The organism is Rossellomorea sp. YZS02 (assembly GCF_033963925.1).
GTDB lineage: Bacteria > Bacillota > Bacilli > Bacillales > Bacillaceae_B > Rossellomorea.
Map to the genome: position 1 here is coordinate 72,709 of NZ_JAXBLY010000007.1, position 24,101 is coordinate 96,809.

A 24,101-nucleotide genomic window follows, 5' to 3' on the forward strand; every position below is an offset into this window, starting at 1 on the left:
TAGTAATCCAACGAATTTTTTTCAGTGCTTTCATGTGGAACATAAAAAAACCCCTTCCCTATTTAACGGGAAGGAGCTGCTTTTCTAATTCTTCAGCTTCTACTTTAATATTCTTTTCTTCCATTAACAATCTGAAAAGCCCTTTAATGATCAACTCGTCTGGATCGGTTTCACGGCATTGCTCTGAAATCCGGTTCGCTATGTTCATGAGGTAGGTAACTTGAGTTGCACTCAGTTCCTTGATTTTGTCATACAACGCCTTCCACGCATTCTCCCTTTTCTCAAAGGAAATGAAGGCTCCTTCCTTGTCCATACTGACAGTAAAAGGCTTCATCAGATCATCATCCAATAATGGAGAGCTGTGCCCATTTAGAAAATCATTTGCGAGGAGGGTAATCTGTCTGACGATATGTGTACCGAGGATTTCCGGCTCGAGGGAATCATCCTGTGAAATCATCAACATCATATAAGAAGAATAGATTGATTGAGTCATCCACATCAGGTCCCATTTGTAAGGCGTGATGCCTTCACCATACACTTCCAACAGATTACTTTCGAGCCAACTGAACAGCCTCCCTCTCATCCTGTGCTCCATGGCCGCCAGTTTTTCACTATTCTTGGCAGTCTCACCTCTCATGTGCATTTTCATATAGGATTTGTACTCCAATATCCCTTCAAATTGCACTTGAAATTGTTTGGCGAATCGTTTAAATGGAGGCAAGTTCCCTTCCAGCCCCACAACGAATGCCCGCTCAAATACGAGTTGCTGATAATGTTCATATATCGATATGATTAGATCTTCTTTTGATTGAAAAATTGTGTAAAGGGACCCCTTTGATATACCTACACTATCGGCAATCTGCTGCATGGACGTCTGATTGTATCCATGTTGAGCAAAAAGGTCCACCGCTGATTCGAGTATTGCGTTTCTTTTATCCATTTCCTACACCTCTATATCCGAAGAAAAACATCCACACTCCCATTTTAACCATACAAAGCAAAAAATAGAAGAGCATTCATTCTTGACTACATAAAAATTTTAGGTAAAATGACTATTGAGTCAACTATTAAAATAACTGTCATATCAATACTTTGTTGTTCTACAAATAAATTGAATGACCCACAAGTCAAATCTTTTTAAGGAGGATTCATCCATGTTAAAAGCCATTCTAAACCGTTCGAAAATCGTGTTAATATTCGTCATATTATTTGTCATCATCGGGATATTCACATTTATCCAATTACCCCAAAGGGAGATTCCCGAAACAAGTGTCAACATCGGCACAGTAACGACCGTCTACCCTGGTGCAACGGTTGACTCAGTTGAGAGGAGCATAACCAACCCCATTGAGTCATCTCTACAATCAATTGACGGCATAAAGGAGATCAACTCCTCTTCAGCAGCAGGTTTCTCTACCATCATTGTAGAGGTTGAAGACGGCAAAGACAAAAAGGAAGTGTTCGGCGATGTGCGCCAAGCCGTCTCAGATGCTTCAACATCCTTCCCTGAAGAGGCGTTTGATCCTGAAGTAAATGAATCCACCGTCAAAATGCCTATCGTTTCGTACAACTTAACCAGTGATAATAAGGAATCACTTCTCAAAATGGATGATGAAGTTACCAGATGGAAAGAAGAAGTCGAGGATTTATCAGGGGTCTCAAGCGTTACAGTGAAAGGCCTTCCTGAAGAAGAAATCGTAATCGAACTTAAGCAGGAAGAACTGAAAACCTCTGGCCTCAATCCTTCAGCCATCATGAGTGCCATTAATGATGAATATTATCCAACACCTCTTGGAAAGCAGGATATGGATAATGAAGTGGTGCAACTAACTGTCGACCACTTTACAACTATAGATGAAATGAACGAACTCTTCGTTGGAAAGAACCTTCAGGGGGAATCGATTTTCCTTAAAGACATTGCCAATATAAAGGTAGCTCCCGAAGAAATTAAAGACATTGTAACCTTTGAAGGCAAACCTTCTGTTTCATTCACTGCATTCGTCCAGCCGGGCGAAGACATTCCATCGGTTGATGAAAGAGTGAGTGATAAAGTGGAGGAACTGTCAGAATCCCTTCCGTCTGATGTGAAGCTTGTACCCTACTATTCCCAAGCTTCCACCGTAACCAATATATTTGATGGATTATTTAAGTCCCTTGCCATTTCCGTTGTTGCGGTCATTTTGACTACAGCCCTTGGACTGACGGTTTCTGGTGCATTTGTTGTCGCACTTGCTGTTCCGATCTCCGTGCTTATGGGATTGATTCCCCTACCATTTGCAGGAGTGGATTTAAATCAGATTTCCGTTATAGGGGCCATCATTGCTCTCGGTATCCTGGTTGATGACTCGATTGTGGTGAACGACAATATTCAACGCCGATATAAACTTGGTGATGGAGCATTGATGGGTGCCATAACCGGAGTGAAAGAGATCTGGGTGTCAATTGTCACTTCCTCTCTTGCCATTGTGTTTACATTCCTGCCTCTCATTTTCTTGTCAGGTGGAAACGGTGCATTCATCAGAGCATTACCGACTGTCTTGATTACAACGATCATTGCTTCTACACTCGTTGCCCTGATCTTCGTTCCGATTATGAGATACTCACTATATAGTAAGACGAAGAAAAAGGTATCTGATGCTCCAGGATTACTGGGTAAACCATTGAATAAAATCGCCGATTATTATGCAGATACTATTTTAACGAAGTTTTCTAAAAGACCATTTGTCGTATCAGCCATCGGCCTTGTATTTACGACTGCCATATTTGGTTTGATAGCCCTGACACCATTTGAATTCTTCCCATCAGCCGATCGGGAAGAGGTAACAGTTGATGTCACCTTGCCTATTGGAACAACGATTGAAGAAACATCCACTACTCTTCATGAAATAGAAGAGCTCTTAAAAACGGATGATGGCGTCTATGAAACTTCAGCGTTCGCAGGTACAGGACTCCCGAATCTATTCAATAGTTCTTTATCTAATTCCGGACAGAACACAGGGCAACTGGTAGCAAGAGTCGATCGTAAGAACCAGACTGCCCAAGGGTTGATCGATGATTGGACGGACAAATTACGAAAAAAATATCCTGAAGCAAAGATATTCATGGAAACAATCCAGCAAGGCCCACCTGCAGGAGCTCCTGTAACGGTTACTGTGTCAGGTCCTGATATTACTCAATTAATACAGCTTAGAGATGTCATTTCGACTAAAATAGATGCTTTGGATACTGATTTGGTCGTTGATAATGTAGGAGATATGGAACCAACGATAGAATATGTTCCAAACCGCGAAAAACTAGAAGAATATGGAATAGCTGTTAATGATGTTAGCCAACAGCTCCGATTAGCTACAGAAGGCATACCAATGAAGGCATTTGACAATGGAGTAACAAAGCGCGATATGACTCTCCTTTTAGAAAGTAAAGATGGAGAAGTCGATCTTCAATCAATGGAAGTTCCTGCACAAACAACAAGTCCTGCAGGTCCGCCTAAACTGATCTCCCTTGATGAGTTGGTGACTCCTGAGAAGAAAGAAGAACTTCAACTTATCCCTCACAAGGATGGAGAACGGGCCATAACGATTCGTGCCTTCCCAAGGGACGAGGAGAATTATAAAGAAAATGTAAAGGAAATTGTAAAAGATGTCCGGAATGACCTTGATGACCAAGACTATTCCATCACGTTAGGTGGGGAAAACGAAGCGCAGAATGATTTCTTTGCAGAAATCACCATATTGTTTATCATTGTCATATTCTTGGTGTATCTATTGATTGCCCTTCAATTCAATTCTTTATCTCTTCCATTCCTTGTCCTGGTTGCTGTATATCTGGCGATAGCAGGTGCAATCCTTGGATTGTTTGTAACCCAGACACCTATCAGCTTCCTAGCCGTGATGGGGATGGTCTCTCTGACTGGAATCGTCGTAAGGAATTCCGTTGTGTTAATTGAATTTATTGAGCAAGGACTTAAGAATGGCATGAGTGTGAAAGAAGCGGTTATTGAATCTGGTCGTACACGATTGCGTCCTATTCTTCTCACAGCCCTCACCTCTATTGTGGCACTTATTCCAGTTGCAGTAAGCGGTGATGCCTTATTTACTCCGCTAGCCGTAACGATAATATCGGGTATTCTTTTTTCAGCTATATTAACGCTGATCATTGTCCCGATGATGTATCTTGTCTTTAACCGATTCAGAAGAAGAAATGTTGAAGCTTAAAACGAATTAGCCCGAGGGGAGACATGGTCTCCCCTTATTTTAATGATTAAACAAATCCTATAATGGAAAAATTATAGGAATCCTTACTTTTGTCACTAAGTATCAAGTGACAGATGAATTTTGTTCTTGTGATATTTTCCTGCATCAAGCATGATAGATACGTGCTAGATTTTTTATATTTTTGGAGGGACTTCATGACTACTATTAATTCAAAAGCGATCCTCATAACCTTTATGATAGGTGCTTTTTTCGCTATATTAAATGAGACTCTGTTAAATATCGCCCTGACGGAATTAATGCAGGTATTTAACGTAGATGCTCCTACAGTTCAATGGCTTGCGACAGGATTCATGCTGGTTATGGGTGTGTTGATGCCCATCTCTGCCCTGTTGATCCAGTGGTTCACTACACGACAAATGTTCATCGGGGTCATGAGCGTATTTCTTCTTGGGACCATCATCGCAGCATGCGCCATAAATTTCCCCATGCTCCTTACTGGAAGAATGATACAGGCAGTAGGTACAGGATTACTGATCCCAGTTATCATGAATGCCCTGCTGCTTCTCTACCGACCGGAAGTGCGCGGTAAAATCATGGGTACATTCGGATTGGTCATCATGTTCGCTCCGGCTATCGGACCCACTCTATCTGGCGTTATCGTTGATTTCCTTGGGTGGAGATGGTTGTTCATCACCGTCCTTCCATTTGCTGTGTTTTCTATTTTATTTGCACTGAAATATCTACAAAACGTTGGCGAAGTGACTCGACCTGGTGTCGATGTGTATTCGATCATCCTTTCATCCATAGGAATTGGAGGAATCGTTTACGGATTCAGTGCTGCAGGTGAAGAAGAAGCAGTATTCACTTCTGTTAAGATCATTGTGATCATTGCCGTTTCTGTCATAAGCGTCGTTCTCTTTGTACTGCGCCAATTAAAGCTTAAAGAACCTCTCCTTGATGTTCGCGTATTCCAATATAAAAGCTATACAAGAGGTGTGACGATTTTCGTCATCGTCATCATGGCCATGTTCGCTTCGGAAATCGTGATGCCGATGTATCTTCAGGGACCTCTGGGATATTCAGCAAAAGCAGCTGGGCTGCTGTTACTCCCTGGCGCACTATTGAATGGCCTAATGTCTCCAACGATGGGTTCGTTATTCGATAAATACGGACCTAGAAAACTGATCATCCCAGGGACATTAACCTTGGTGGGAGTCATGATATTCTTTAGTTTCATCAACCCTGCGACACCTATTTGGCTTTTTGTTCTCGTCTACATCATTCTGATGCTATCTATCTCAGCCATCATGATGCCTGCCCAGACAAACGGTTTAAATGAGCTGCCCAAGCACCTCTACCCACACGGGACCGCCATTGCCAATACGTTACAGCCCGTTGCAGGTGCCCTCGGTGTCTCCATCTTTGTCAGCATCATGACTCAAAGTCAGGCAGGGTATATCGAAGGGCAGTCAGGTGTGATAACTGAACGTATTTTTCATAATGCCATGACCTATGGGGTTCATCATGCCTATTGGTTTGCACTTGTCTTGGCGGCGATCGCATTCTTCATTTCATTATTTATACGTAAAGCGATTGCACCGGATTTTGAAAAAACCGAACTGGAGAATTAACCGAATACATTTATCGAACGGAAAGCTAAGTGCACACTTGAGCTTTCCGTTTTTTTTTACAAGAAAAAGGGACTCGAAAGGGCTATTGCTGTACGTCACTCTTTCCCAGGAGTAGAATGGTCTTTAGAGAAGATTAGAGGAGGACTTGTCATGGAGAAAGAGATTAAAACCATAGAAGATATTCGTTCTGAAGTACTGAATAGTGTAAATCATTTAACCGATGAGCAATTAAACGAAGAATTGGAAGCCGGTCGTTGGACGATCATGCAAGTGTTGGATCATCTTTATTTGATGGAAAGATCCCTTACGAAAACGATTCAATTGACGTTAGAAAAAGGTGAAGAGCAAGAGGTGGAATCAAAGCCGGTTCACTTTACGGTCGATCGGTCTACCAAAGTAGACGCTCCCCCGTTTGTCGTTCCAACAGATGAGAAGATGACCCTGCAAGAAATGAAAGGTAAACTGGCAGCTTCACGTAAAGATCTTCTTGCGTTCCTAGAAACAACCAGCAAGGAAGAATTGCAACGAAAAGCATATCCTCATCCCATCTTCGGTCATATACGGTTAGATGAATGGATTCCATTTATCGGATATCATGAAAAAAGGCATCTAGAGCAAATTGAAGATTTGAAGAAAAAATTATAGTATCACTCAAGGAAGGATCTGTTCACAAGTAACAGATCCTTTCTTCTTCACGCAGTAGATGAAAAAAATCAGACAAAACAAAAAGCCCATCCAAATGAAATTGAATGAGCGGACCTTTAAACGTTCAAATCACGTTTATTATAAAAAACAAATGTAGAAAATGCTAAAATTGCAATCAGTACAAGTGAAATACCTACAAATAAGAACTCCAATCCTCCCCCATACATTACATTCTTTGCTTCAAAATATTTGAATGGAGTGAAGTATTTCAAGCCTTCGATTTTTTCACTCAAGTCGATGGCAAAAGAAAGGATAAAGGTGAATAACAATACTCCCGTCGAGAATGACGCTGCTTTAGCTGGTTGTTTACTGTAAGAGGCTATAGCTGTTCCGATCACTAAGAAGAGTACTTGCAAAATGAACATTCCTGCCATGGTGATTCCTATATCCCCTACTATAGGAGTCTCACTGTAATGACCCACAAACAACAGGGAGGATATCCCGGCAATCAAGGTTAGTATCCCGACCTGAGTCAGGGCAGCCAATAGCTTGATTCCTATGATATTCTTTCTCTTGAGTGGTTTGACAAATAGAAACTCAACGGTTTTATCCCTCTCTTCCTTGGAGATAATCGTTGCACCAATCATGGCTGCATGAATGGTTGCCATTAACAGAATATAAAGAAAGAGCACCCCATAATATCCGCTGGCCGTTGACAGGTCCAGCGTACCGAATCCTAGAAATGCTTGCAAAGATTTAGGCATTCCAGCCATCAAATCATTCATGGATTGACCAGAAGAAGAATAACCTGCATATTTCCCCATGCCTGATCCAATCAAAGCGATCATCCCTATGCACCAGATGATGAGGGACTTTCGATGTGCCTTTAGTTCTCTCACATATACGTTCATACTTTCCCCTCCTCCTACACCGTATGAATATCCTTCTTATTATAAATAAAGAGACTCGTAATCAAGGAAACAACAATTAAAATCAGTCCCAGGATCAGGAATGTCCATTCATAACTCTCGTGATCCATAATATACGTGTAATCGAAGTACTTAAATGGGGTGAAATAACGAGTTGCTTCTTCCGCCGCTCCCACCATCCCCACTAAAAAGAAAGCGAATACCACACCTAAAGAAACCGAAATGACCGATTTCACTTTTGAAAATACGACCGCAATGATCATGCCAATTGCAAACATGATCAATTGAGTGAATAAGAGTGTAAGAGAAATCAAGAAGAAAACAACCAGACTGAACTCCTCCACCTTGACAATATTGGCAACAGTGATGGCCGAAATCATATAAACGATATTCGTGAGCAGTATTGAAGTCAGAGCTGCCAGGACTTTAGAAGAAAGGATTTTCATGCGTGTGACGGGCTTGGTAAAAAGAAAATCAGCAGTCTTTTCCCTGATTTCTTTTGAACCGATCGAAATACCAAGATTCATGGCTTGAATGGCACCGCATAATGTAATGTACAAAAAGATATAAGAATAAAAGCCGTTAAGAGACCCAATCGTGTCGACTTGAATCCCCAATGCTTTTCGAACACCTTCCGGAAATCCTTCCAGAAGCTTTTTAAATTGGTCTATTTCTCTAGATATGGACGGGAACATGGACATGAATAAAATCAACAGGGCGATGAGTGCTAAGGTCCATATCAGAGTGGACTTCCGATAAGCCTTCAGTTCATAAAGGAAGATATTCATAAAGAATCAAGCCTCCTTTTCATAATAATGCATAAAGATTTCTTCTAAGTCAGGCTCCTCGATCCAGAGATTCGTAATATCAATATTGGCAATCTTCTTCATGACAGTGTTTATATCTCCCCTAAAGAGGAAGCTTACATGATTGTCTTTCATTTCCAGGTTATTTACACCCTCAAGTTCAAAGTAAGAAGGATCTATTTCAACGTTGATTTCAATTTTGAACTTTTTATGATTGTTTTCTTTTAATGTGCTGATCTTCTCAACCTGAACAATCTTTCCTTCTTTAATAATCGCCACTCTATCACATAGACGCTGAACTTCACTCAGAATATGGGATGAAAATAGGATGGTCGCTCCTTTTTCGTTTTCAGCTTTAAGCAGCTCAAAGAATTTTTGCTGCATTAGGGGATCAAGTCCTGATGTAGGTTCATCCAAAATAATCAGTTTCGGCTCATGCAATAGTCCTTGAATGATTCCCACCTTCTTTTTATTACCAAGTGAGAGATCGTCAATCCTCTTCGTTAAATCCAGGTTTAACACTTCAGCCAATTCGTTGATCCTTTTCGAGCAATCCTTTTTATAGAAGCTTGCAGAATACTTCAGGAGATCCATTACTTTCATATTGTCATAGTAAAATACTTCAGATGGCAGGTATCCAACTTCCTTCGCAATTTCAGGCGCATATTCGATACAGTCTTTTCCAAAAATGGTTGCACTCCCGCTTGTCGGATGAATGAGTGATAGAAGTGTGCGGATTGTCGTTGACTTACCGGCTCCATTGGGTCCGATAAAACCAAAGATCTCCCCTTTTTCGACGTGAAAACTGATATCAGCAATCCCCCTCGATTTCCCATACGTTTTAGTCAGTGAATGAATTTCAATCACATTCATCTTTTATCCTCCCTTTTTCTATTTGTAAAATGAGGTCTTCAACAATTGGATATAAGCGTCGATCTCATCCAGAACTTCCTGCTGATTGATTTTATCTACCGAGAGTGACTTCGCTTTTTTCTGTTGTTGGTTGGCGATGCCTTCAAAAGTCCAATAAATGATTTGAATCGATTTTTTTACATCGATTCCATCTTTGAATTTTGATGTATCGATATTAGAAAATAATGTCGCAAAACTACTCTGAACCATCTTTTCTTTATATTTCTCAATATCGTCTTTTACCTCTGGAGCTTCTTCTGAAAAGGCACTGGTAAGGAAATTGATCAAATCAGGATATACAGAAAATAGTTCAAATTTTATCAATGTAACTGAGCGGATCGTAACGAATATATCATGCTCATTCCAGTCGACCTTATCGTAAATTTTGTCTGTGAATAATTCTGAAAGGTATTCGTACAGAGAGATGTACAATTCCTTCTTACTCTTAAAATAATGAAAAAGGATTCCCTTGGATATTTTTGCTTCCTTCACGATGGCATTCGTAGAAGCTTTCTCATAACCGTTCTCGGAAAATACCCGTGTTGCTGCGTTAATGATTCGATCTTCCTTCTCAGAATCAATGTTTAACATTTTAAACAAACTTTTACACTCTCCTATAATAAGGATTTCATTGACCAACATGGTCAACTTCATTCTACTCTTTTTGACCACTATGGTCAATATTATTTTTCTATAATGGTTCTTGATACTATGCTGAACAAAACTCCATCATATTCATTCTCCTTAATGAAACAAACCGCAATAATCCAAGTGAAGATAGATGAATGATAAAAGCTCAGGTTCGCCCTGAGCTTTTATGTATGTTCTATTTGATTGCGGTTGCAACTAATGCTTATGAATTATTATTATCTACCTGCTATCATTCCGAAAAAAGCGAATAAAATGCCAAAAGTATAACTAATTACAAGATAAGAAATAAGAGGTTTCCATCTTTTTTGAACAAAAAGTTGGATGTTTTCCAGTTTAAAAGTCGAAAATGTTGTGAAAGAACCTAGAAATCCTGTTCCCAGTAACAAAACACCATTTTCGCTGATACCGACTCCCATTACATAACCCAGTAGAAATGATCCAAGCAGATTTACACTTAATGTGGCATATGGAAAATCAAACATACTGTACTTTTTAAATATACGGCTGATCCAGAAGCGGGCAATGGCTCCAAAGAACGCACCGAATGCCACCAACATTCCATTTACGATCATCTTTAAGCCCCCTTCTGCTTGTACTGGGTGAATTTATCCGTTCCTATTTTATAGCCCGCCCATGACATGATCAAGCCACCGGACGCACTACCGACTAAATAAAGGAGTGCCATAAAAAAGTGTGAATGGGAAAGAAGATTAACGGTTTCCACACTGAATGTGGAGAACGTAGTGAAAGATCCGATCAACCCCGTTCCAATGGCAGTTGCTAACATCGGTTGAAGCTTCTTTATCCGAAATAAATAGGTGGTCAACAACCCCAATGTAAAGCTCCCGATCATATTTGCCAAAAAAGTCCCCAACGGGAACGTATGGTTCCACCAATCCCCGGTAAATATTCCTATATAGTATCGTAACAAAGCCCCCACCATTCCGGCAGCCCCAACGAATATGTAAACCATGTTTCCACCTCATAAGATCTTATTGTTAATGAAAGAGACTCCCGCCTATACGAATGCATCAGTAGGAGCCATCTACTTTATAGTAGAAAAGCAAACTTGATGCGCAATAAGCGTATTTCACGCCGATTATCTTACATTAATTTCGTTATAAACATTGTGGCAATCCCAAAATAGATAAGGAGGGAAAGAATATCATTGATCGTGGTAATCAAGGGACCTGAAGCTACCGCAGGATCGACGTTGAACTTATACAGAATAAGCGGGATGATGGTTCCTGCCAATGTCCCGATGATCAAAGTGATCAGTAAAGAACTTCCCACCACAAACCCCAGGACCATATTTCCCAACCATATAAATGCGATTAGAGCAATCATGACCGCACAAGTGACACCGATGATGATACCAACCCATAATTCACGGAAGATCAGCTGCACGACTTGTTTCGCATCAAGGTCGTGGGAAACAAGTCCCCTGACGACTACAGCCAGTGATTGAGTGCCTGTATTTCCTGTCATACCCGCAATCATGGGCATGAAAAAGGTGAGGGCCACCACTTGTTCCAGCGTTGCAGAGAATCTGTCTATGATACTTCCTGAAACAAGACCAATGAATAATAACAAAATGAGCCAAGGGAGACGGCGATAGGCAGCCACGAATGGTTTGGTCGTAAAGTCGATGGACTTCCCAGAGGCAGACAGTTTTTCGATATCTTCATTAGCTTCTTGAATGACGACATCAATGATATCATCGACGGTTATGACTCCAACGAGTCTGCCATCTTCTTCAATGACTGGAAGCGTGATGAAGTCGTAACGGCTGATCAATTTTGCCACTTCTTCCTGGTCGGTGTGCACATCCACTTTTACAACCCGGCTGTACATGATATCTTCTATTTTATCGAATAACTCACTAAGTAATAAATCCTTATAGGAAATGACCCCTATCAGTTTTTTATCTTCGTCAATGACATACAGATAGTTTAGATATTCGGCCAATTCAGCAAAATGCTTGAGCTTATCCACCGCTTCGCGAACACTGTAATGTTTAGGAATCCAGACATAGCGGTTGTTCATGATACGACCGGCCGTTTCCGGCTGATAGGTCATGAGATTCTGGACCACCTGTGATTCTGCCTGGTTCATCTCAGACAAGATTTCCTCTATCTTTTCAGGTTCCAAGTCTGTCAGTAACGTCGCCAGATTGTCATTTTCCATCAAATCGAGGACCTTAGTAGACTTTTCGATCCCCAATTTTTCCAATACGATTAACTGATCTTCCCTTCCAATCTCCTGGATGAATTCCGTTAATTGTTCCAGTGGTAAATACAATAGAAATTTATTACGATGCTTGGATGGAATATGTAAATATTGATGAGCTATATCATAAGGCTGCAGCTCTTCAATGATATTTAAGAAAACGTCTTTCTTACCATCTTTCAAGCTTTGGATAATGGCAAGAGTGATTTCATTTTCCGTAATGGCTAATGTCATATGCTTACTCCTTATGATGATTTCTCTTTAAATGTGCGCAATAGGGAGATACCCGATGGAGTAGCTTCCCCCTGATAGTATCTCCTAAAGCATGTATAAATTCTACTACTATTCCACTCTTTGCTCATCTATAGATAATATTTCCTTTAATTCATCCTCGGTTAAGGTTTGTACGACGTTTTCATTCGGACTCATGACTTCCTGGATCAAATGGCGTTTTTTATCCTGAAGCTCGTTCATCTTCTCCTCGATTGTTCCTTTGGCAATGAGCTTGATCACCTGCACCGTATTTTTCTGTCCCATCCGGTGTGCACGATCCGCTGCCTGTTCTTCTACGGCGGGATTCCACCACGTATCGTAGAGAATGACCGTATCGGCACTTGTTAAATTCAGCCCCGTTCCCCCTGCCTTTAAAGATATGAGAAAAACGTTCCGCTCACCATGATTGAATCGATCACACATCATGATCCTATCTTCAGATGGAGTGTTTCCATTTAAATAGAAGTAGGACTGTCCTTTCCCTGAAAGCTCGCTTGCCACCATTTCAAGCATTTTTGTGAATTGTGAAAACACCAGGACGCGTCTTCCTGATAATCTGGATTCCTCAAGCAAGTCCATGAGATGCATGAATTTCCCTGAGGTACCTTGATAGCCATCTACAAATAACCCCGGGTGGCAGCAGATTTGCCTCAACCTGGTCAAGCCTGCGAGAATCTTTATTTTGTTCTTTCTTAACGTATTTTTATCCAAATGCTTCATTGTGTCATGCCTCAGCTTCGCGAGATAGGCCGCGTACAGCTCTTTCTGCTGAGGAAGCAGCTCTATGGATTCGATGAATTCCTCTTTGCCGGGAAGCTCAGCCAAAACATCCTCTTTTAATCTGCGAAGAACAAACGGTCTGATTCTCTTCGAAATGTCTTTTTTTGTCAGGCGGCTGTAATCCTTTAGGCCACGGAATAAGTCAGGAAAAACAACGTGGAATATGGACCAAAGCTCCTCAAGGGAGTTCTCCACAGGGGTTCCCGTCAATGCAAAGCGATTTTCAGCTTGTATCCTCTTAACGCTTCTGGCTGTTTTGGTGACTGGATTTTTAAATGCTTGTGCTTCATCGAAAAAGACAGTATGGAATTTTTGAAGTTCAAACCATTTACTGTCGCTGCGAAGTAAAGGATAAGATGTAATAATCACATCAACATCCTTCATTTCCTTTTGTTTTTTCCTTCGTTCCACTTGGTTCCCATCCAGGATGAGAGTCTGTATGTCGGGAGCAAATTTCACACATTCTTTTTTCCAGTTATAGGTAAGGGATGAAGGACACACTATGAGAACTGGGAACTTCCTAGATCTGATATCATCAAGTTCAGAAAGGATAAAGGTAATACTCTGTACCGTTTTTCCCAGCCCCATGTCATCTGCCAAAATCCCTCCCATTCCATAATGGGAAAGAGTCTTCATCCAGCGATAGCCGGTTTTCTGGTAACCTCTCAGCAGTGAATCCATAGAAGAAGGAATTGAAATCTTTCTACTATCGGGATCCATGAGGTGCCGGAAGCATTCTTTAAAGGAGTTTTCCATAATGAATGTTTGTACTCCATCTACAGAATCGAGCAAATCCAGACTTTGATACAGTGGGAGCTCCAGCCCCTTCGCAAGATCATTCTTCTCGGCTTGTGAGGTATTAAGGAACCGCTGGATTTCTTGGAATTCCTTTGATTCAAGTGACAGCAGTGAACCGTTTTTCAGCCTGTAATATTTCCTTTTTTCTTCCAATGCTTCGAGAATTCCCATCACCTGATTGTCTGGTATACCATCCATTTCAAATGAAAATTCCAACCAGTTCATTCGTTCCTTTTTCACTTTCACCCGGATTTTCGGCGTATGATTGCCTTTGGATACCCTATTCCTGACAGCGGTGGTGGCAAAGATTTGAACATGTTGCTGGATCTTCGTCACCCCATAGGTTAAGAATTCATACTCTAAATCCTCATTATGTAAAAAGTATCCCCCTTCTGTTTTCCCGAACGAAAACTCCTCCATCCATTCGAGGATTCGGTCTTCCTTCTCCACATCACGGATGATAAGTGATCCTGAAGGAGTCTCCCTATTTTCAAGAGGATGAATGACCACTCCGTCATAATGAAATTCAAGTCCCGCTAATAGACGATTTTTAACCCGGTCGAGATACAATTTCGCCACAAGGGGGGCCGTATCCAACCTCCGGGCTATGTCTTCTGAAAGTTTCACCACACCTAATTTCTTTAGACCTACAGCAACTTTATCGAGGAAAAAGCCAATCTGTGATTGGGGAATCGGGATGTATTCGTTTCCTGATCTATTCAGGAGTCTCTTTAATTCAGTAAGTCGTTTAACGTCCATGCTTTCAAGCTGTGTAACTGCCCCATCATGTATGACCACTTGATACTGATTCAAGATGATCATGTTCCTTAGTCCTGAAATACCTAATTGGAAACCGCCCCCTTCATCCAGCGTAAAGTCGAATATTAACGGAAGAGGGAGTGCCCTTTCCATGATTTCCACCAAGCCCCCATCACTTTGGAGTATTTTCACATTTTCACTTCTTAGCAAAAGTGGTAATAGCTGCTCCCAGGACGATGGAGGAATAATCAAACTGTCGTAACTGTCATTTGATGCATTTGTTGATAAGGTCACAAGATGTTGAATGACAGCATCCGTTGCATTTTCAAAGCAATGAAACTCTTGATTGAATAGTAAGGAGTCTGAAATATGAAACGGTTTCCCTTCGTTTAAGCTATAGAGAAAAGGACGGACCCCATGCACCTTAATATTCTGTATGGTGATGTCGATTGCGATCACCTCTTCCCCGCTCAGAAGGATTAGTGGCCGAATAAGGAATTCACATTGCAGGACCTGTCTGTTTTCAAAATGACGCAGCTTACCCGTTTTTCGAAAGGAATCTTCTTGAAAAAGGGTGAAAAAGTCCTCAGTGATGCTATCCTCAGAAGGTCTTGTGCTTTTCTGCTGATGTTGAATCGCCATAAAGACAGCTGCAATATGTTGACAGTCTTTATCAAATGATGCAAGCTTTGGACAACTGCATTCAGCTTCAATTTCACCCCCTGCATCCTCTTGAATGGTAACGTGGAAATCTTCTTCCCCCATGACTGTCGCTTTATAATAGTCGTTTGTCGATTCTTCTATTTTCACTTTATTCGATCGGTAATACGCTTCTCCCCGTTTGTAAGAAACGGTACCGCATCGATCTTTAATGAGTTTTTGGTGTATAACGTTCAAAATACCTGTTCCTTCCATGAGTATCTTCAGGTTTGGTTAAACCCCTGTTCACACTTATCATAACAACAAAGCGGGAAATTAGAAATAATGAGACGGTATTACTATTTTAATAGAAACGTATAATTCCGGGATGATCGTCATAAAATAAAGGGAATGGAATCCTACAGAAAAAAACCGCACTATGAGGCCAGTCATAGTACGGAAAATATCCTAGTTCTCTACTTTTCAATATGATTCAATAACGAAAGGATGAAGCTTCCTGCTTGGAACATAAGCATGAAAATATAGTATTGCTCCATTATTTCCACCTCCTTTCGGGAGAATTATTTGTCCCCATTTGATATGTATGTAGGATTCACTCAATTCATGCGTTTTTTTGTTGTGAATTGCATGTGCCTTGGAAATACAAAAATCCCGTGTGGTCTTTTGAGAGATCACACGGGATTTTTGGCTATTTTCACATACGGAATAATGAAATATCCTGGGAGATTTTTATCTACGAAACATAAAATGCCATATGCTACACAACAGCAGAACGATAAATTTATGAAAGTTTCGCTTACATCATTTTTTCTATTGCATACCGTGACTTTTCCATGTAAATTAGTCAAGTATGTTTAATAGGAGGTATCATCAACATGAATCACACACAAAACACCCAACGGGTTCAAATGGCGACAGCCGATCCATCCGCTCTCGGACTTTTCGGACTGGCTATGGTTACCCTTGTAGCTTCTTCGGCAAAATTAGGCTGGACAGACGGCGTTTCGTTCATATTACCTTGGGCCATTTTCCTTGGAGGAATTGCTCAACTGATGGCAAGCTTCGGGGATGCCAAGCACAATAACACGTTTGGAATGACAGCATTCGGGGCATTCGGACTATTCTGGCTTGGAGTCGGTACGTCCTGGTTGATTTCATTCGGGGTATTCGGAGAACAAGCAGCAGCCGCGGTCGATCCTGAACAGCTGGGGATCGCGTATATCGGGTATTTGATATTCAGCATTTTCATGACGGTAGGCGCCATGGAAACGCATAAGGTCTTATTTATTATATTTGTACTGATTGATTTCTTGTTTATTGGATTATCCCTTTCAACTCTGGGAATCGCTCCTGAGGCTACCCACAAATTGGCAGCCATCTCTGAGTTATTCATCGCTCTTTTCAGCTTTTATGGTTCAGCTGCCAGTGTATTGAATACTCACTTCGGGAAAGAAACGCTCCCAGTTGGAAAACCATTCGGTATATTTAAATAAAGAAGAACTGGGCGACATAAAATCGCCCAGTTCTTCTTTTTCTGTTACCTTTTCAAATTTTTCTGTTACCTTTTCAAAATTGGGGTGAATCCTGTTAAAGAATAAACAGATAACAGATCAACTATTTGTCCATACTAAAATATAGATTACATAGAAAAGGGTGTTAAGTATGGAAGGGGTACTTATATCCATATTGAGGACGCTGCTCAGCTTTATATTGTTGATTCTCGTGACCTTAATAATAGGTAAACATATTAACTCGCATAAGACCCATTATAGTTTTGCCTTATCCATTACGATTGGTTCTCTGATTGCAAATATGGGATTCAATACCCATCTTCATTTCACTGAAATGTTCGGTTCCTTTATGGCCCTCGTGATTTCATTCTATCTCCTGCTGATCACAACATCTCAAAGCAGGAGGGTACGAAGATGGATTTCAGGAACTCCAACGGTTATGATCGAGAAAGGGAAAGTGCTTGAACATAATATGAAGAAAATGAAATTCACCTTGGATGATTTAAATCAACAAATGCGTGAAAAAGGAGTATTTGACATTTCTGAGGTTGAATATGCTCTATTGGAAGTTAGCGGGCAAATCTCAGTAAAAAAGAAAGATTCTTTCCAGCACGTTACTAAAATGGATCTTCAACTATCCGATCCGACTTCCACACCGCTTCCAATTGAACTGATCATGAACGGAAAGATCATCAAAAAAAACCTCACCCCTAAATTCAGTGAAGCGTGGTTGAATAAGGAATGCCGCTACAGAGGACTATCACTTAGAGAAATATATTACGGGGTTGTCAGCAGCGATGGTACTCTCTTTATCGACTTGTTTCACGACCACATCCACTCCCCTATTGATATCGAGTAAGTGAATTTCGCCTGGGACGCACTCTTTTATCTTGCCAACCCTCTCTCAAACGCAGCTAGATGATTCTATGATGCATTCCTCAGCTGTGTGAAAACAAAACCTACATCCTCTGGAAGTGAATAAGCCAGAAATGTATCATACATTGAAATATTATCGATTTCCCCCTGAACCCCTGCTCCGTAAGCATCTTTAATCGAATCCGGTGTCGTCACGTAAGATTGGGACTGATCCTGTGGCAACGGGATTCCATATCGCTGAAATAATGTCTGGAGTGCTGCGATATGGCGGAGCTCCGCTTCTTTAATCCTCATAAATGTTGAAACATTTCCAAATTTCTGTATAATCCGATCATATCTAGCCTGTGCAAGATACTCGTCCTGCATGGCATAAACGAGCATTTGAGGAACCGTAAGTGTCGAGGCGGCAAGTGCTCCCTTTGCTCCATAATTCCCTTGACGCGAAGCGTATCCTCTTCCTTTATTCTTCATTATATAATACAGAAACCAAACAGCGTGATTCTGCTCATCTTCTGCCGCTCGTGAAAATGTTTCCTTTATATAGGAATCCTGAACTCCATCTCGAATGCCATGATAAAAATCAACCGTTTCCTGCTCATCCTTGAAGCCAAATTGAAGTCCTCTTTTATATCCATCCGGACAACCTTCCTGCAAAATCGGACTGGGCTCTACTCCTGTCAAATTTGCATAGATCGCGCTGAATGCTTTAAAATGACGTTTTTCATCTTTTCTGATTTCCAGGATTCGAAGTCTTTCTTCCTCAGTGGGAGCAAGATCTGCAAGCTTTTTATAACAGGCTATCGCACTGTACTCACCATTGATAGCTTTTTGAAGCTCATCCACTAAGGAGTGACTTTCGGTCACACGTGAGTGTCCATTCAGATTAAACGGTTTGAATTGCCGGTAATAATGATATGGATTCATATTAAACTTCACCTCTTTTTTTCCAGTCAATACTAAGATATGACTACTCGAAAAATAGGTGTTTGTATCATTTTCACTTTTTCATTCTTTGTGCGTAAGCCTCCAATAAGTCCTTCACCAAGATCCCATCAATCATCATACCGGATGTATCACAGTCAGAAATGTCAACATTTTTTAAATTACAGTTTTGAAACTTCGACTTTTTAAGGTCACATCGCTCAAATCTCAATGGTTCACCTGCATCCCCAAGATGTGTGTCATGAATATGAACGCCGCCCAGAGCTACATGAGCTATTTCGCTATGTGAAAGATTGAGGTCAGCCAATAGTGCTCGTTGAAAGTTGATATTTTGAAAACGGGATTCTGTAAGATTACAATTGCTAAACTGCACCCCCATCATTCTGCTGTTGCTGAATGTAGATAAACTCCCGTTAATTCCGTAAAATTCGGTCTTCTCCAAACTGCAATGTTCCACATGTGTGTCAGCGAGATCAACGTCTTTTAAACTACTATCCACTATTGTTACTTCTCTTTGAATAACTGGAGGACCCGTTTCTACATTCATTTTTTTCTCATAGCAGTATTCATCATGGGATTCGAATATCTTTTGAAAACCCAAATTTTCATAGAAGGTGTGATTGCTCAGTTGCAGGCTCGACGTCTCAAGTTCCCACGACACCACATGTGGATAATTTCCTTCCATGATTTTCAATACTTGAGATCCAATTCCTCTCCCTTGATATAAAGGATCAATGAATATCCGGTCGATCCGTCCACGGCGTTTGCCTGCGACGGTAACGATCAGTCCACCCACGATGGTATCTTCATAGAAGACCTTGTAATAATCCAATTCCCTTATCATATACGTATTCATTTCGATGGAATCATAGCCCGGGGGCTGGATATTGTAATCAATGATTCCGGTTTGATTTTGAAACCATTTTACTCTCTCTGCATCAAACACCTTTTTTTGGACAGCAGTAAGGACAGAAGCGTCCTCGATATTTGCAGGATCTATTTTCACTGTACTCATTGTCATGCCCCTTTTTAACTGTATATATAGTTTTCTATCAACTTATAAATCTCAAATGCACCTGAACCTTTATTTGATAATACTGCTACTTTTAGATCTTTTTCCATGTAATGGGCAGAATGAAAACTCACCCCTGGATCATAGCCCATCACATGATGCTTATCGGGTAGGTTCAACCACATTCCATAACCGTAGTCCACACCTTCCTTCACATTTACATGCGGTTCAGTTATTCTCACAGTATTCTCATTTTTCAAAAGCTTATCGGACAAGAGAGCTTCCCAAAACGAGATCATATCTGGACCCGTCACATATGCTCCTCCATCTGCCCCGCCCTGGATGGGAATGGAATAGATATTCGTTCTCCAGGAGTTTTCACTTTCTTCAATGTAGCCGTTGGCCGTATTACCCGGTAACCGATCAAGGCGAAAATACCCGGAAGCGTTCATAGATGCCGGCGTGAAAATGTTTTTCACGATGTACTCTTGAACCGTCAACCCTGAAAGATTCTCGATAACCAATCCAAGTATGATATAACCGGCATTATTATAATGAAACGTCTCACCAGGATGAGATTTCATAGGTGAATCCTGAAAGAAAGGTAAAAAATCCTCTCCTTTCTGAATGAGATACATGGGCGTTTCCTTCCATAAATCCTCGAAGTCATTCATCACTTCTTCATCAAAATAATCTGGAATCCCGGATGTATGTGTCAACAAGTGTTGGATGGTAACACGATCATCGAAATGTGGAAATGAAATGGACAGGCATTCTTTTATCGGTGTATGAAAACTCAGAATCCCCTTTTCTACAAGCTGACAGATTGCCACTGCCGTAAACAATTTACACCCGGACGCAATACCGTATCGAGTATCTATATTGTTTTCACGTCGTGCACTGCGATCAGAATATCCAAATGCAGAGGCTACGAGAACTTCCCCATTTTTCTTTACCATTACCGTCCCTGAAAAATCACTTTTTTCTGCATGTTCTTGAATTATGGTTGATAATTGTTTCATATCTTCCTTCGCTCCTTAATAGTCAATGGGGCCATCTAGAATTGTTTATCTGGCAAGGGGTATCATGCTTTAATGCACCAATTTCAAACGCTTGAATTTTCTCTTTCCCACTTGCACAACCATCCCATCTGCAATTGTGATTTCCTCCTGCACATTCAGCACCTTTTCCCCGTCGACCCTGATTCCCCCATTTTGGATCATCCGGCGGGCTTCACTTTTTGAACTTTGCATTTGTAAGGAAACTAGTAGATCGACGATGGATATTTTCCCTTCACCATGCCATTCTTTTACCGGAATATCACCGGGAATTTCCCCTTTTTGGAAAACCTCCTTGAATTGTTTCTCAGCTTGTTCTGCAGACTCTTTACCGTGATACATTCTCACAATCGTTTTCCCTAAAAGAATTTTGGCATCCATCGGGTGCAGGGAGCCCTCACTTATTTCATTGGCGACCTTTTCCTTCTCTTCTATTGATAGATCTGTTATGAGATTAAAGTATTTAACTATTAACTCATCAGGAATCGACATCGTCTTGCCGAACATTTGATTGGGATCTTCATCGATTCCAATGTAATTATGTTTGGATTTTGACATTTTCTCCACTCCGTCTAGACCTTCAAGTAAAGGAAGCAAAATGACAACCTGTTTTTCCTGGCTATAATGTTCCTGAAGATGCCTTCCCATCAGTACATTAAACTGCTGGTCCGTCCCTCCTAGCTCTATATCGCTTTCAAGTGCGACGGAATCATATCCCTGCATCAAAGGATAAAAAAGCTCATGAAGCGAGATTGGCTTCCCTTCGGATAACCTGTTGGAGAAATCATTTCGTTCAATCAACCTCGCGACCGTGATCTTTGAAGATAAATGAATGACAGCTTCTAGATCAAGGGCTGACAGCCAGCTTGAATTATAATGGAGCTCCACCTTCTCTTTGTCGAGAACTTTGCCGAACTGTTTAAAGTAGGTCTCTGCATTTCTCTTAACTTCTTCATTTGTCAGTTGCTTTCTTGCAACTGACTTCCCGGTCGGATCCCCGATTTTCCCCGTGAAATCCCCGATAATAAGCTGAACGATATGCCCGTTTTCCTGAAACTGTCTTAATTTATTCAAAACAACCGTGTGACCGATGTGAACATCAGGGGCAGTAGGATCCAGACCCAGCTTGATTTTTAACGGCTTACCGGTTGAAATTGACTTCACCAGTTTCTGTTTTAACTCTGCTTCTGGAATGATTTCATGCACTCCATTTCTATATTGAGCCAGCTGCCTTTCAACTTCGAGCTGCTGAACTTCTGATAGGGATTTCCATTTGTGATCCATCATCAATTCTCCTTTTTTGGCTGATTTCGTACTCTCTGTAACATTCTTCTCATCGCTTCGCTGAAGTTTTATGTGTTCGCCGATAAAACAATGAATCACTTCTCAATACTCCCTAAACAAAAAAACCACGCCCCTTATAAAAAGGGACGTGGTTAACGCGGTACCACCCTAATTGAAGATTACTCTTCCACTCTGTACGGATAACGGCCCGTCCGTTCTCTGCTACTCTATCTGTTCACAAAGAATGTTCAAGGAAGTAATTCATGCTTATCTATGTACTGATTTTCACCAGACATCAGTTCTCTGCGACAGGGAGATAAGTCACTACTGAATCCCATCATTACATGTATGATTTAGAATTTTCATTTATTTTACAGGATAATTCAGGAAAAAACAATAATAATTTATTTATCCCTTCACGATCCCCATCACAAATCCATCATACCCCTTTGATCCAACGGTCTGAACGACCGTCGAATCGATCCGTTCTTCATTGGATAACAGTTCTACAAATGTTCGTACTCCCTGAACACTATCATCTTCACTGGCTTCATCAATGACTCTTCCTCCACGAACGACATTATCCGTGATGATGACCGTCCCGGGCTGCGACAATCGAAGTGCCCATTTTAAATAATTGGAGTTGTTTTGCTTATCTGCATCAATGAAGATGAAATCAAATGTACCCTGAAGTGTTGGCAGTGTGTCCAGAGCAGCTCCAACTTTGATTTCCACTTTGTCTTTCAAGCCGGCATTCCGAATATTTTGTCCTGCTACTTTTGCATGTTTTTCACTATACTCCAATGTCACAATCCGGCCGTCCTCCGGCAGGGACCTGGCAAGCCAAATGGTGCTGTACCCACCGAGTGTTCCAATTTCCAAGATTCTTTTTGCCCCTTGAAGTTGCGCCAGTAGGGAAAGGAATTTCCCCTGATTTGGAGAAACATCGATTGCAGGAAGCTCGGCTTCGCTATTTGCCTGCAATACAGACTCCATGATTTCATCGGTTTTGTGAAGTTTTTCTGAATAATATTGATCTACTTTTGTCCAAGTATCTGTTGACATTTGATTACTCACTCCTAAATTTATTTACATAATATCATTATGTATAACTGGTACTATTTCTCATCATATTGATGACTCATCAAACCTAAAATTCTTTATTCCTTTAACATTCGTCTTCAATGAAAAAAACCCTCCAGCATAGGGATAATCACACAACTGTTCCTCTGTCATTCTCGTTCTCGCCGATGTGATGTACAGTTCGTCAAGATTGGGTCCACCGAAGGCACAAGAGGTCACATTCACTGCGGGAACCGGAATAAATTCTAGCTGTTTGCCCTTATATGGATCCCATCTTGATATCCCATTTCCTCCCCAATGGGCGATCCACAGCATTCCTTCTTCATCGATCGTCATACCATCAGGCAATCCTGTACTCTCAGGAAATTGTACGACTACCTCTGGACATTCAATTTCACCCGAATCTACAAAATACCGATATCTGACCACTTGCTTCGTAGGGGTATCAATAAAGTACATATACCGGTGATCAGGTGACCACGCGAGGCCATTTGATGTACCCACGTTTCCGACCTTTTTTGTTATTTGTAAAGTAGAGTCGACAACGTATAAAGCCCCATTCCCTTTAACCCCTGTTTGATCAGTCGTTCCCGCCCAAAAGCGGCCGGAAGGATCACACTTCCCATCATTGAACCTGTTTTCCTTCAGGTGACTTTCAGGGTCCACGACTTTTTCTAAGATACCCGTCTCCCAATCATAAAAATGGATGCCGTGTTGAAGTCCAAGGATCAATCGTCCTCTATTGGTCTGAGAAAGACAGCCTACGAATTGATCCAATTGCACCTCTTCCAACTCATCATTCAAAGTATGTAGGCGAAAAATTTTCTTTTCCATAATATCTACCCACAGGAGCATCTTTCGTTCATGGTCCCAACAAGGACTTTCCCCCAGAGTATTTCGTGCATCTACTCTTAATTTGACTGACATAAAAAAATCCTCTCTATACAAGGTCTCTACATATGTAATTCTAGTTAAATAATGTAAATCCCTTTAAATGAACCTACATTTTCCCTGTTGCTCTTTTTTCCCATCTTCCTTAAACCTTTCT

General features: G+C 41.0%; 21 protein-coding genes and 1 other annotated feature. Of the genes, 5 read left to right on the forward strand and 16 right to left on the reverse strand.

All coding sequences use genetic code 11. The features are described from left to right. Window positions 1-58 precede the first annotated feature (58 nt). Complete coding sequence (locus SLH55_RS08810; protein ID WP_320323230.1) at window positions 59-940, reverse strand: TetR/AcrR family transcriptional regulator; 882 nt, start codon at window positions 938-940, stop codon at window positions 59-61. A gap of 214 nt (window positions 941-1,154) precedes the next feature. Between SLH55_RS08810 and SLH55_RS08815 the strand changes: the two genes are divergently transcribed. From SLH55_RS08815 to SLH55_RS08825, 3 genes are all read left to right on the forward strand, one after another. Further along, window positions 1,155-4,214, forward strand: coding sequence for an efflux RND transporter permease subunit (locus SLH55_RS08815; protein WP_320323231.1), 3,060 nt, complete (start codon window positions 1,155-1,157; stop codon window positions 4,212-4,214). 194 nt (window positions 4,215-4,408) lie between these two features. Continuing rightward, a complete protein-coding gene (locus SLH55_RS08820) occupies window positions 4,409-5,845 on the forward strand; it encodes an MDR family MFS transporter (RefSeq protein WP_320323232.1) in 1,437 nt (478 codons plus the stop codon). Window positions 5,846-5,995: 150 nt separating this feature from the next. Continuing rightward, the gene (locus SLH55_RS08825; RefSeq protein ID WP_320323233.1) at window positions 5,996-6,490 is read left to right on the forward strand and encodes a DinB family protein; all 495 of its coding nucleotides are present in this window, start codon (window positions 5,996-5,998) and stop codon (window positions 6,488-6,490) included. A gap of 116 nt (window positions 6,491-6,606) precedes the next feature. On the opposite strand, the gene SLH55_RS08830 is transcribed toward SLH55_RS08825, so the two are convergent. The 9 genes from SLH55_RS08830 to SLH55_RS23230 form a co-directional block, all read right to left on the reverse strand. Then, complete coding sequence (locus tag SLH55_RS08830; RefSeq protein ID WP_320323234.1) at window positions 6,607-7,401, reverse strand: ABC transporter permease subunit; 795 nt, start codon at window positions 7,399-7,401, stop codon at window positions 6,607-6,609. Window positions 7,402-7,415: 14 nt separating this feature from the next. Next, complete coding sequence (locus SLH55_RS08835) at window positions 7,416-8,207, reverse strand: ABC transporter permease subunit (RefSeq protein ID WP_320323235.1); 792 nt, start codon at window positions 8,205-8,207, stop codon at window positions 7,416-7,418. A gap of 6 nt (window positions 8,208-8,213) precedes the next feature. Next, entirely contained in the window at window positions 8,214-9,098 is an 885-nt protein-coding gene (locus SLH55_RS08840; RefSeq protein WP_219168684.1) for an ATP-binding cassette domain-containing protein, read from the reverse strand. 18 nt (window positions 9,099-9,116) lie between these two features. Further along, window positions 9,117-9,728 carry a TetR/AcrR family transcriptional regulator gene (locus SLH55_RS08845; protein WP_320323294.1) on the reverse strand — a complete coding sequence of 204 codons (612 nt, stop codon included), beginning with the start codon at window positions 9,726-9,728 and terminating at the stop codon, window positions 9,117-9,119. Between the two features lie 275 nt (window positions 9,729-10,003). Further along, the gene (gene crcB / locus SLH55_RS08850; protein WP_320323295.1) at window positions 10,004-10,357 is read right to left on the reverse strand and encodes a fluoride efflux transporter CrcB; all 354 of its coding nucleotides are present in this window, start codon (window positions 10,355-10,357) and stop codon (window positions 10,004-10,006) included. Between the two features lie 5 nt (window positions 10,358-10,362). Beyond that, window positions 10,363-10,761: a fluoride efflux transporter CrcB gene (gene crcB, locus SLH55_RS08855; protein ID WP_320323236.1), complete on the reverse strand. Its 399-nt coding sequence runs from the start codon at window positions 10,759-10,761 to the stop codon at window positions 10,363-10,365. A gap of 131 nt (window positions 10,762-10,892) precedes the next feature. Further along, window positions 10,893-12,251: a magnesium transporter gene (gene mgtE, locus SLH55_RS08860; RefSeq protein ID WP_320323237.1), complete on the reverse strand. Its 1,359-nt coding sequence runs from the start codon at window positions 12,249-12,251 to the stop codon at window positions 10,893-10,895. Between the two features lie 108 nt (window positions 12,252-12,359). After that, on the reverse strand, window positions 12,360-15,524 hold the full coding sequence (locus SLH55_RS08865) for a DEAD/DEAH box helicase (protein WP_320323238.1): 3,165 nt from the start codon (window positions 15,522-15,524) through the stop codon (window positions 12,360-12,362). A 218-nt stretch (window positions 15,525-15,742) separates the two neighbouring features. Next, the gene (locus SLH55_RS23230) at window positions 15,743-15,823 is read right to left on the reverse strand and encodes a putative holin-like toxin (protein WP_226674494.1); all 81 of its coding nucleotides are present in this window, start codon (window positions 15,821-15,823) and stop codon (window positions 15,743-15,745) included. A gap of 339 nt (window positions 15,824-16,162) precedes the next feature. Between SLH55_RS23230 and SLH55_RS08870 the strand changes: the two genes are divergently transcribed. After that, window positions 16,163-16,780 carry an acetate uptake transporter gene (locus tag SLH55_RS08870; protein ID WP_219168689.1) on the forward strand — a complete coding sequence of 206 codons (618 nt, stop codon included), beginning with the start codon at window positions 16,163-16,165 and terminating at the stop codon, window positions 16,778-16,780. Window positions 16,781-16,949: 169 nt separating this feature from the next. Beyond that, window positions 16,950-17,657: a DUF421 domain-containing protein gene (locus tag SLH55_RS08875; protein ID WP_320323239.1), complete on the forward strand. Its 708-nt coding sequence runs from the start codon at window positions 16,950-16,952 to the stop codon at window positions 17,655-17,657. A 65-nt stretch (window positions 17,658-17,722) separates the two neighbouring features. Here the strand turns inward: SLH55_RS08875 and SLH55_RS08880 are convergent, their stop codons facing one another. The 6 genes from SLH55_RS08880 to SLH55_RS08905 all read right to left on the reverse strand — a co-directional run bounded on the left by SLH55_RS08880 (window position 17,723) and on the right by SLH55_RS08905 (window position 23,980). Then, entirely contained in the window at window positions 17,723-18,598 is an 876-nt protein-coding gene (locus SLH55_RS08880; protein ID WP_320323240.1) for a ferritin family protein, read from the reverse strand. 73 nt (window positions 18,599-18,671) lie between these two features. Continuing rightward, window positions 18,672-19,631, reverse strand: coding sequence for a GNAT family N-acetyltransferase (locus SLH55_RS08885; protein WP_320323241.1), 960 nt, complete (start codon window positions 19,629-19,631; stop codon window positions 18,672-18,674). A gap of 14 nt (window positions 19,632-19,645) precedes the next feature. Next, window positions 19,646-20,650 carry a serine hydrolase gene (locus SLH55_RS08890; protein ID WP_320323242.1) on the reverse strand — a complete coding sequence of 335 codons (1,005 nt, stop codon included), beginning with the start codon at window positions 20,648-20,650 and terminating at the stop codon, window positions 19,646-19,648. A 69-nt stretch (window positions 20,651-20,719) separates the two neighbouring features. Beyond that, window positions 20,720-21,970 carry a tyrosine--tRNA ligase gene (gene tyrS / locus SLH55_RS08895; protein ID WP_219169334.1) on the reverse strand — a complete coding sequence of 417 codons (1,251 nt, stop codon included), beginning with the start codon at window positions 21,968-21,970 and terminating at the stop codon, window positions 20,720-20,722. A gap of 139 nt (window positions 21,971-22,109) precedes the next feature. Then, window positions 22,110-22,320, reverse strand: a binding site (T-box leader). 58 nt (window positions 22,321-22,378) lie between these two features. Beyond that, the gene (locus SLH55_RS08900; RefSeq protein WP_320323243.1) at window positions 22,379-23,035 is read right to left on the reverse strand and encodes an O-methyltransferase; all 657 of its coding nucleotides are present in this window, start codon (window positions 23,033-23,035) and stop codon (window positions 22,379-22,381) included. Between the two features lie 63 nt (window positions 23,036-23,098). Then, window positions 23,099-23,980 carry an SMP-30/gluconolactonase/LRE family protein gene (locus SLH55_RS08905; protein ID WP_320323244.1) on the reverse strand — a complete coding sequence of 294 codons (882 nt, stop codon included), beginning with the start codon at window positions 23,978-23,980 and terminating at the stop codon, window positions 23,099-23,101. Window positions 23,981-24,101 lie beyond the last annotated feature (121 nt).

Coding starts and splice junctions, on each gene's coding strand:
- SLH55_RS08810 (WP_320323230.1), bottom strand. CDS start 940: ATGGATAAAAGAAACGCAATACTCGAATCAGCGGTGGACCTTTTTGCT.
- SLH55_RS08815 (WP_320323231.1), top strand. CDS start 1,155: ATGTTAAAAGCCATTCTAAACCGTTCGAAAATCGTGTTAATATTCGTC.
- SLH55_RS08820 (WP_320323232.1), top strand. CDS start 4,409: ATGACTACTATTAATTCAAAAGCGATCCTCATAACCTTTATGATAGGT.
- SLH55_RS08825 (WP_320323233.1), top strand. CDS start 5,996: ATGGAGAAAGAGATTAAAACCATAGAAGATATTCGTTCTGAAGTACTG.
- SLH55_RS08830 (WP_320323234.1), bottom strand. CDS start 7,401: ATGAACGTATATGTGAGAGAACTAAAGGCACATCGAAAGTCCCTCATC.
- SLH55_RS08835 (WP_320323235.1), bottom strand. CDS start 8,207: ATGAATATCTTCCTTTATGAACTGAAGGCTTATCGGAAGTCCACTCTG.
- SLH55_RS08840 (WP_219168684.1), bottom strand. CDS start 9,098: ATGAATGTGATTGAAATTCATTCACTGACTAAAACGTATGGGAAATCG.
- SLH55_RS08845 (WP_320323294.1), bottom strand. CDS start 9,728: ATGTTAAACATTGATTCTGAGAAGGAAGATCGAATCATTAACGCAGCA.
- crcB (WP_320323236.1), bottom strand. CDS start 10,761: ATGGTTTACATATTCGTTGGGGCTGCCGGAATGGTGGGGGCTTTGTTA.
- mgtE (WP_320323237.1), bottom strand. CDS start 12,251: ATGACATTAGCCATTACGGAAAATGAAATCACTCTTGCCATTATCCAA.
- SLH55_RS23230 (WP_226674494.1), bottom strand. CDS start 15,823: ATGGAGCAATACTATATTTTCATGCTTATGTTCCAAGCAGGAAGCTTC.
- SLH55_RS08870 (WP_219168689.1), top strand. CDS start 16,163: ATGAATCACACACAAAACACCCAACGGGTTCAAATGGCGACAGCCGAT.
- SLH55_RS08875 (WP_320323239.1), top strand. CDS start 16,950: ATGGAAGGGGTACTTATATCCATATTGAGGACGCTGCTCAGCTTTATA.
- SLH55_RS08880 (WP_320323240.1), bottom strand. CDS start 18,598: ATGAATCCATATCATTATTACCGGCAATTCAAACCGTTTAATCTGAAT.
- SLH55_RS08885 (WP_320323241.1), bottom strand. CDS start 19,631: ATGAGTACAGTGAAAATAGATCCTGCAAATATCGAGGACGCTTCTGTC.
- SLH55_RS08890 (WP_320323242.1), bottom strand. CDS start 20,650: ATGAAACAATTATCAACCATAATTCAAGAACATGCAGAAAAAAGTGAT.
- tyrS (WP_219169334.1), bottom strand. CDS start 21,970: ATGGATCACAAATGGAAATCCCTATCAGAAGTTCAGCAGCTCGAAGTT.
- SLH55_RS08900 (WP_320323243.1), bottom strand. CDS start 23,035: ATGTCAACAGATACTTGGACAAAAGTAGATCAATATTATTCAGAAAAA.
- SLH55_RS08905 (WP_320323244.1), bottom strand. CDS start 23,980: ATGTCAGTCAAATTAAGAGTAGATGCACGAAATACTCTGGGGGAAAGT.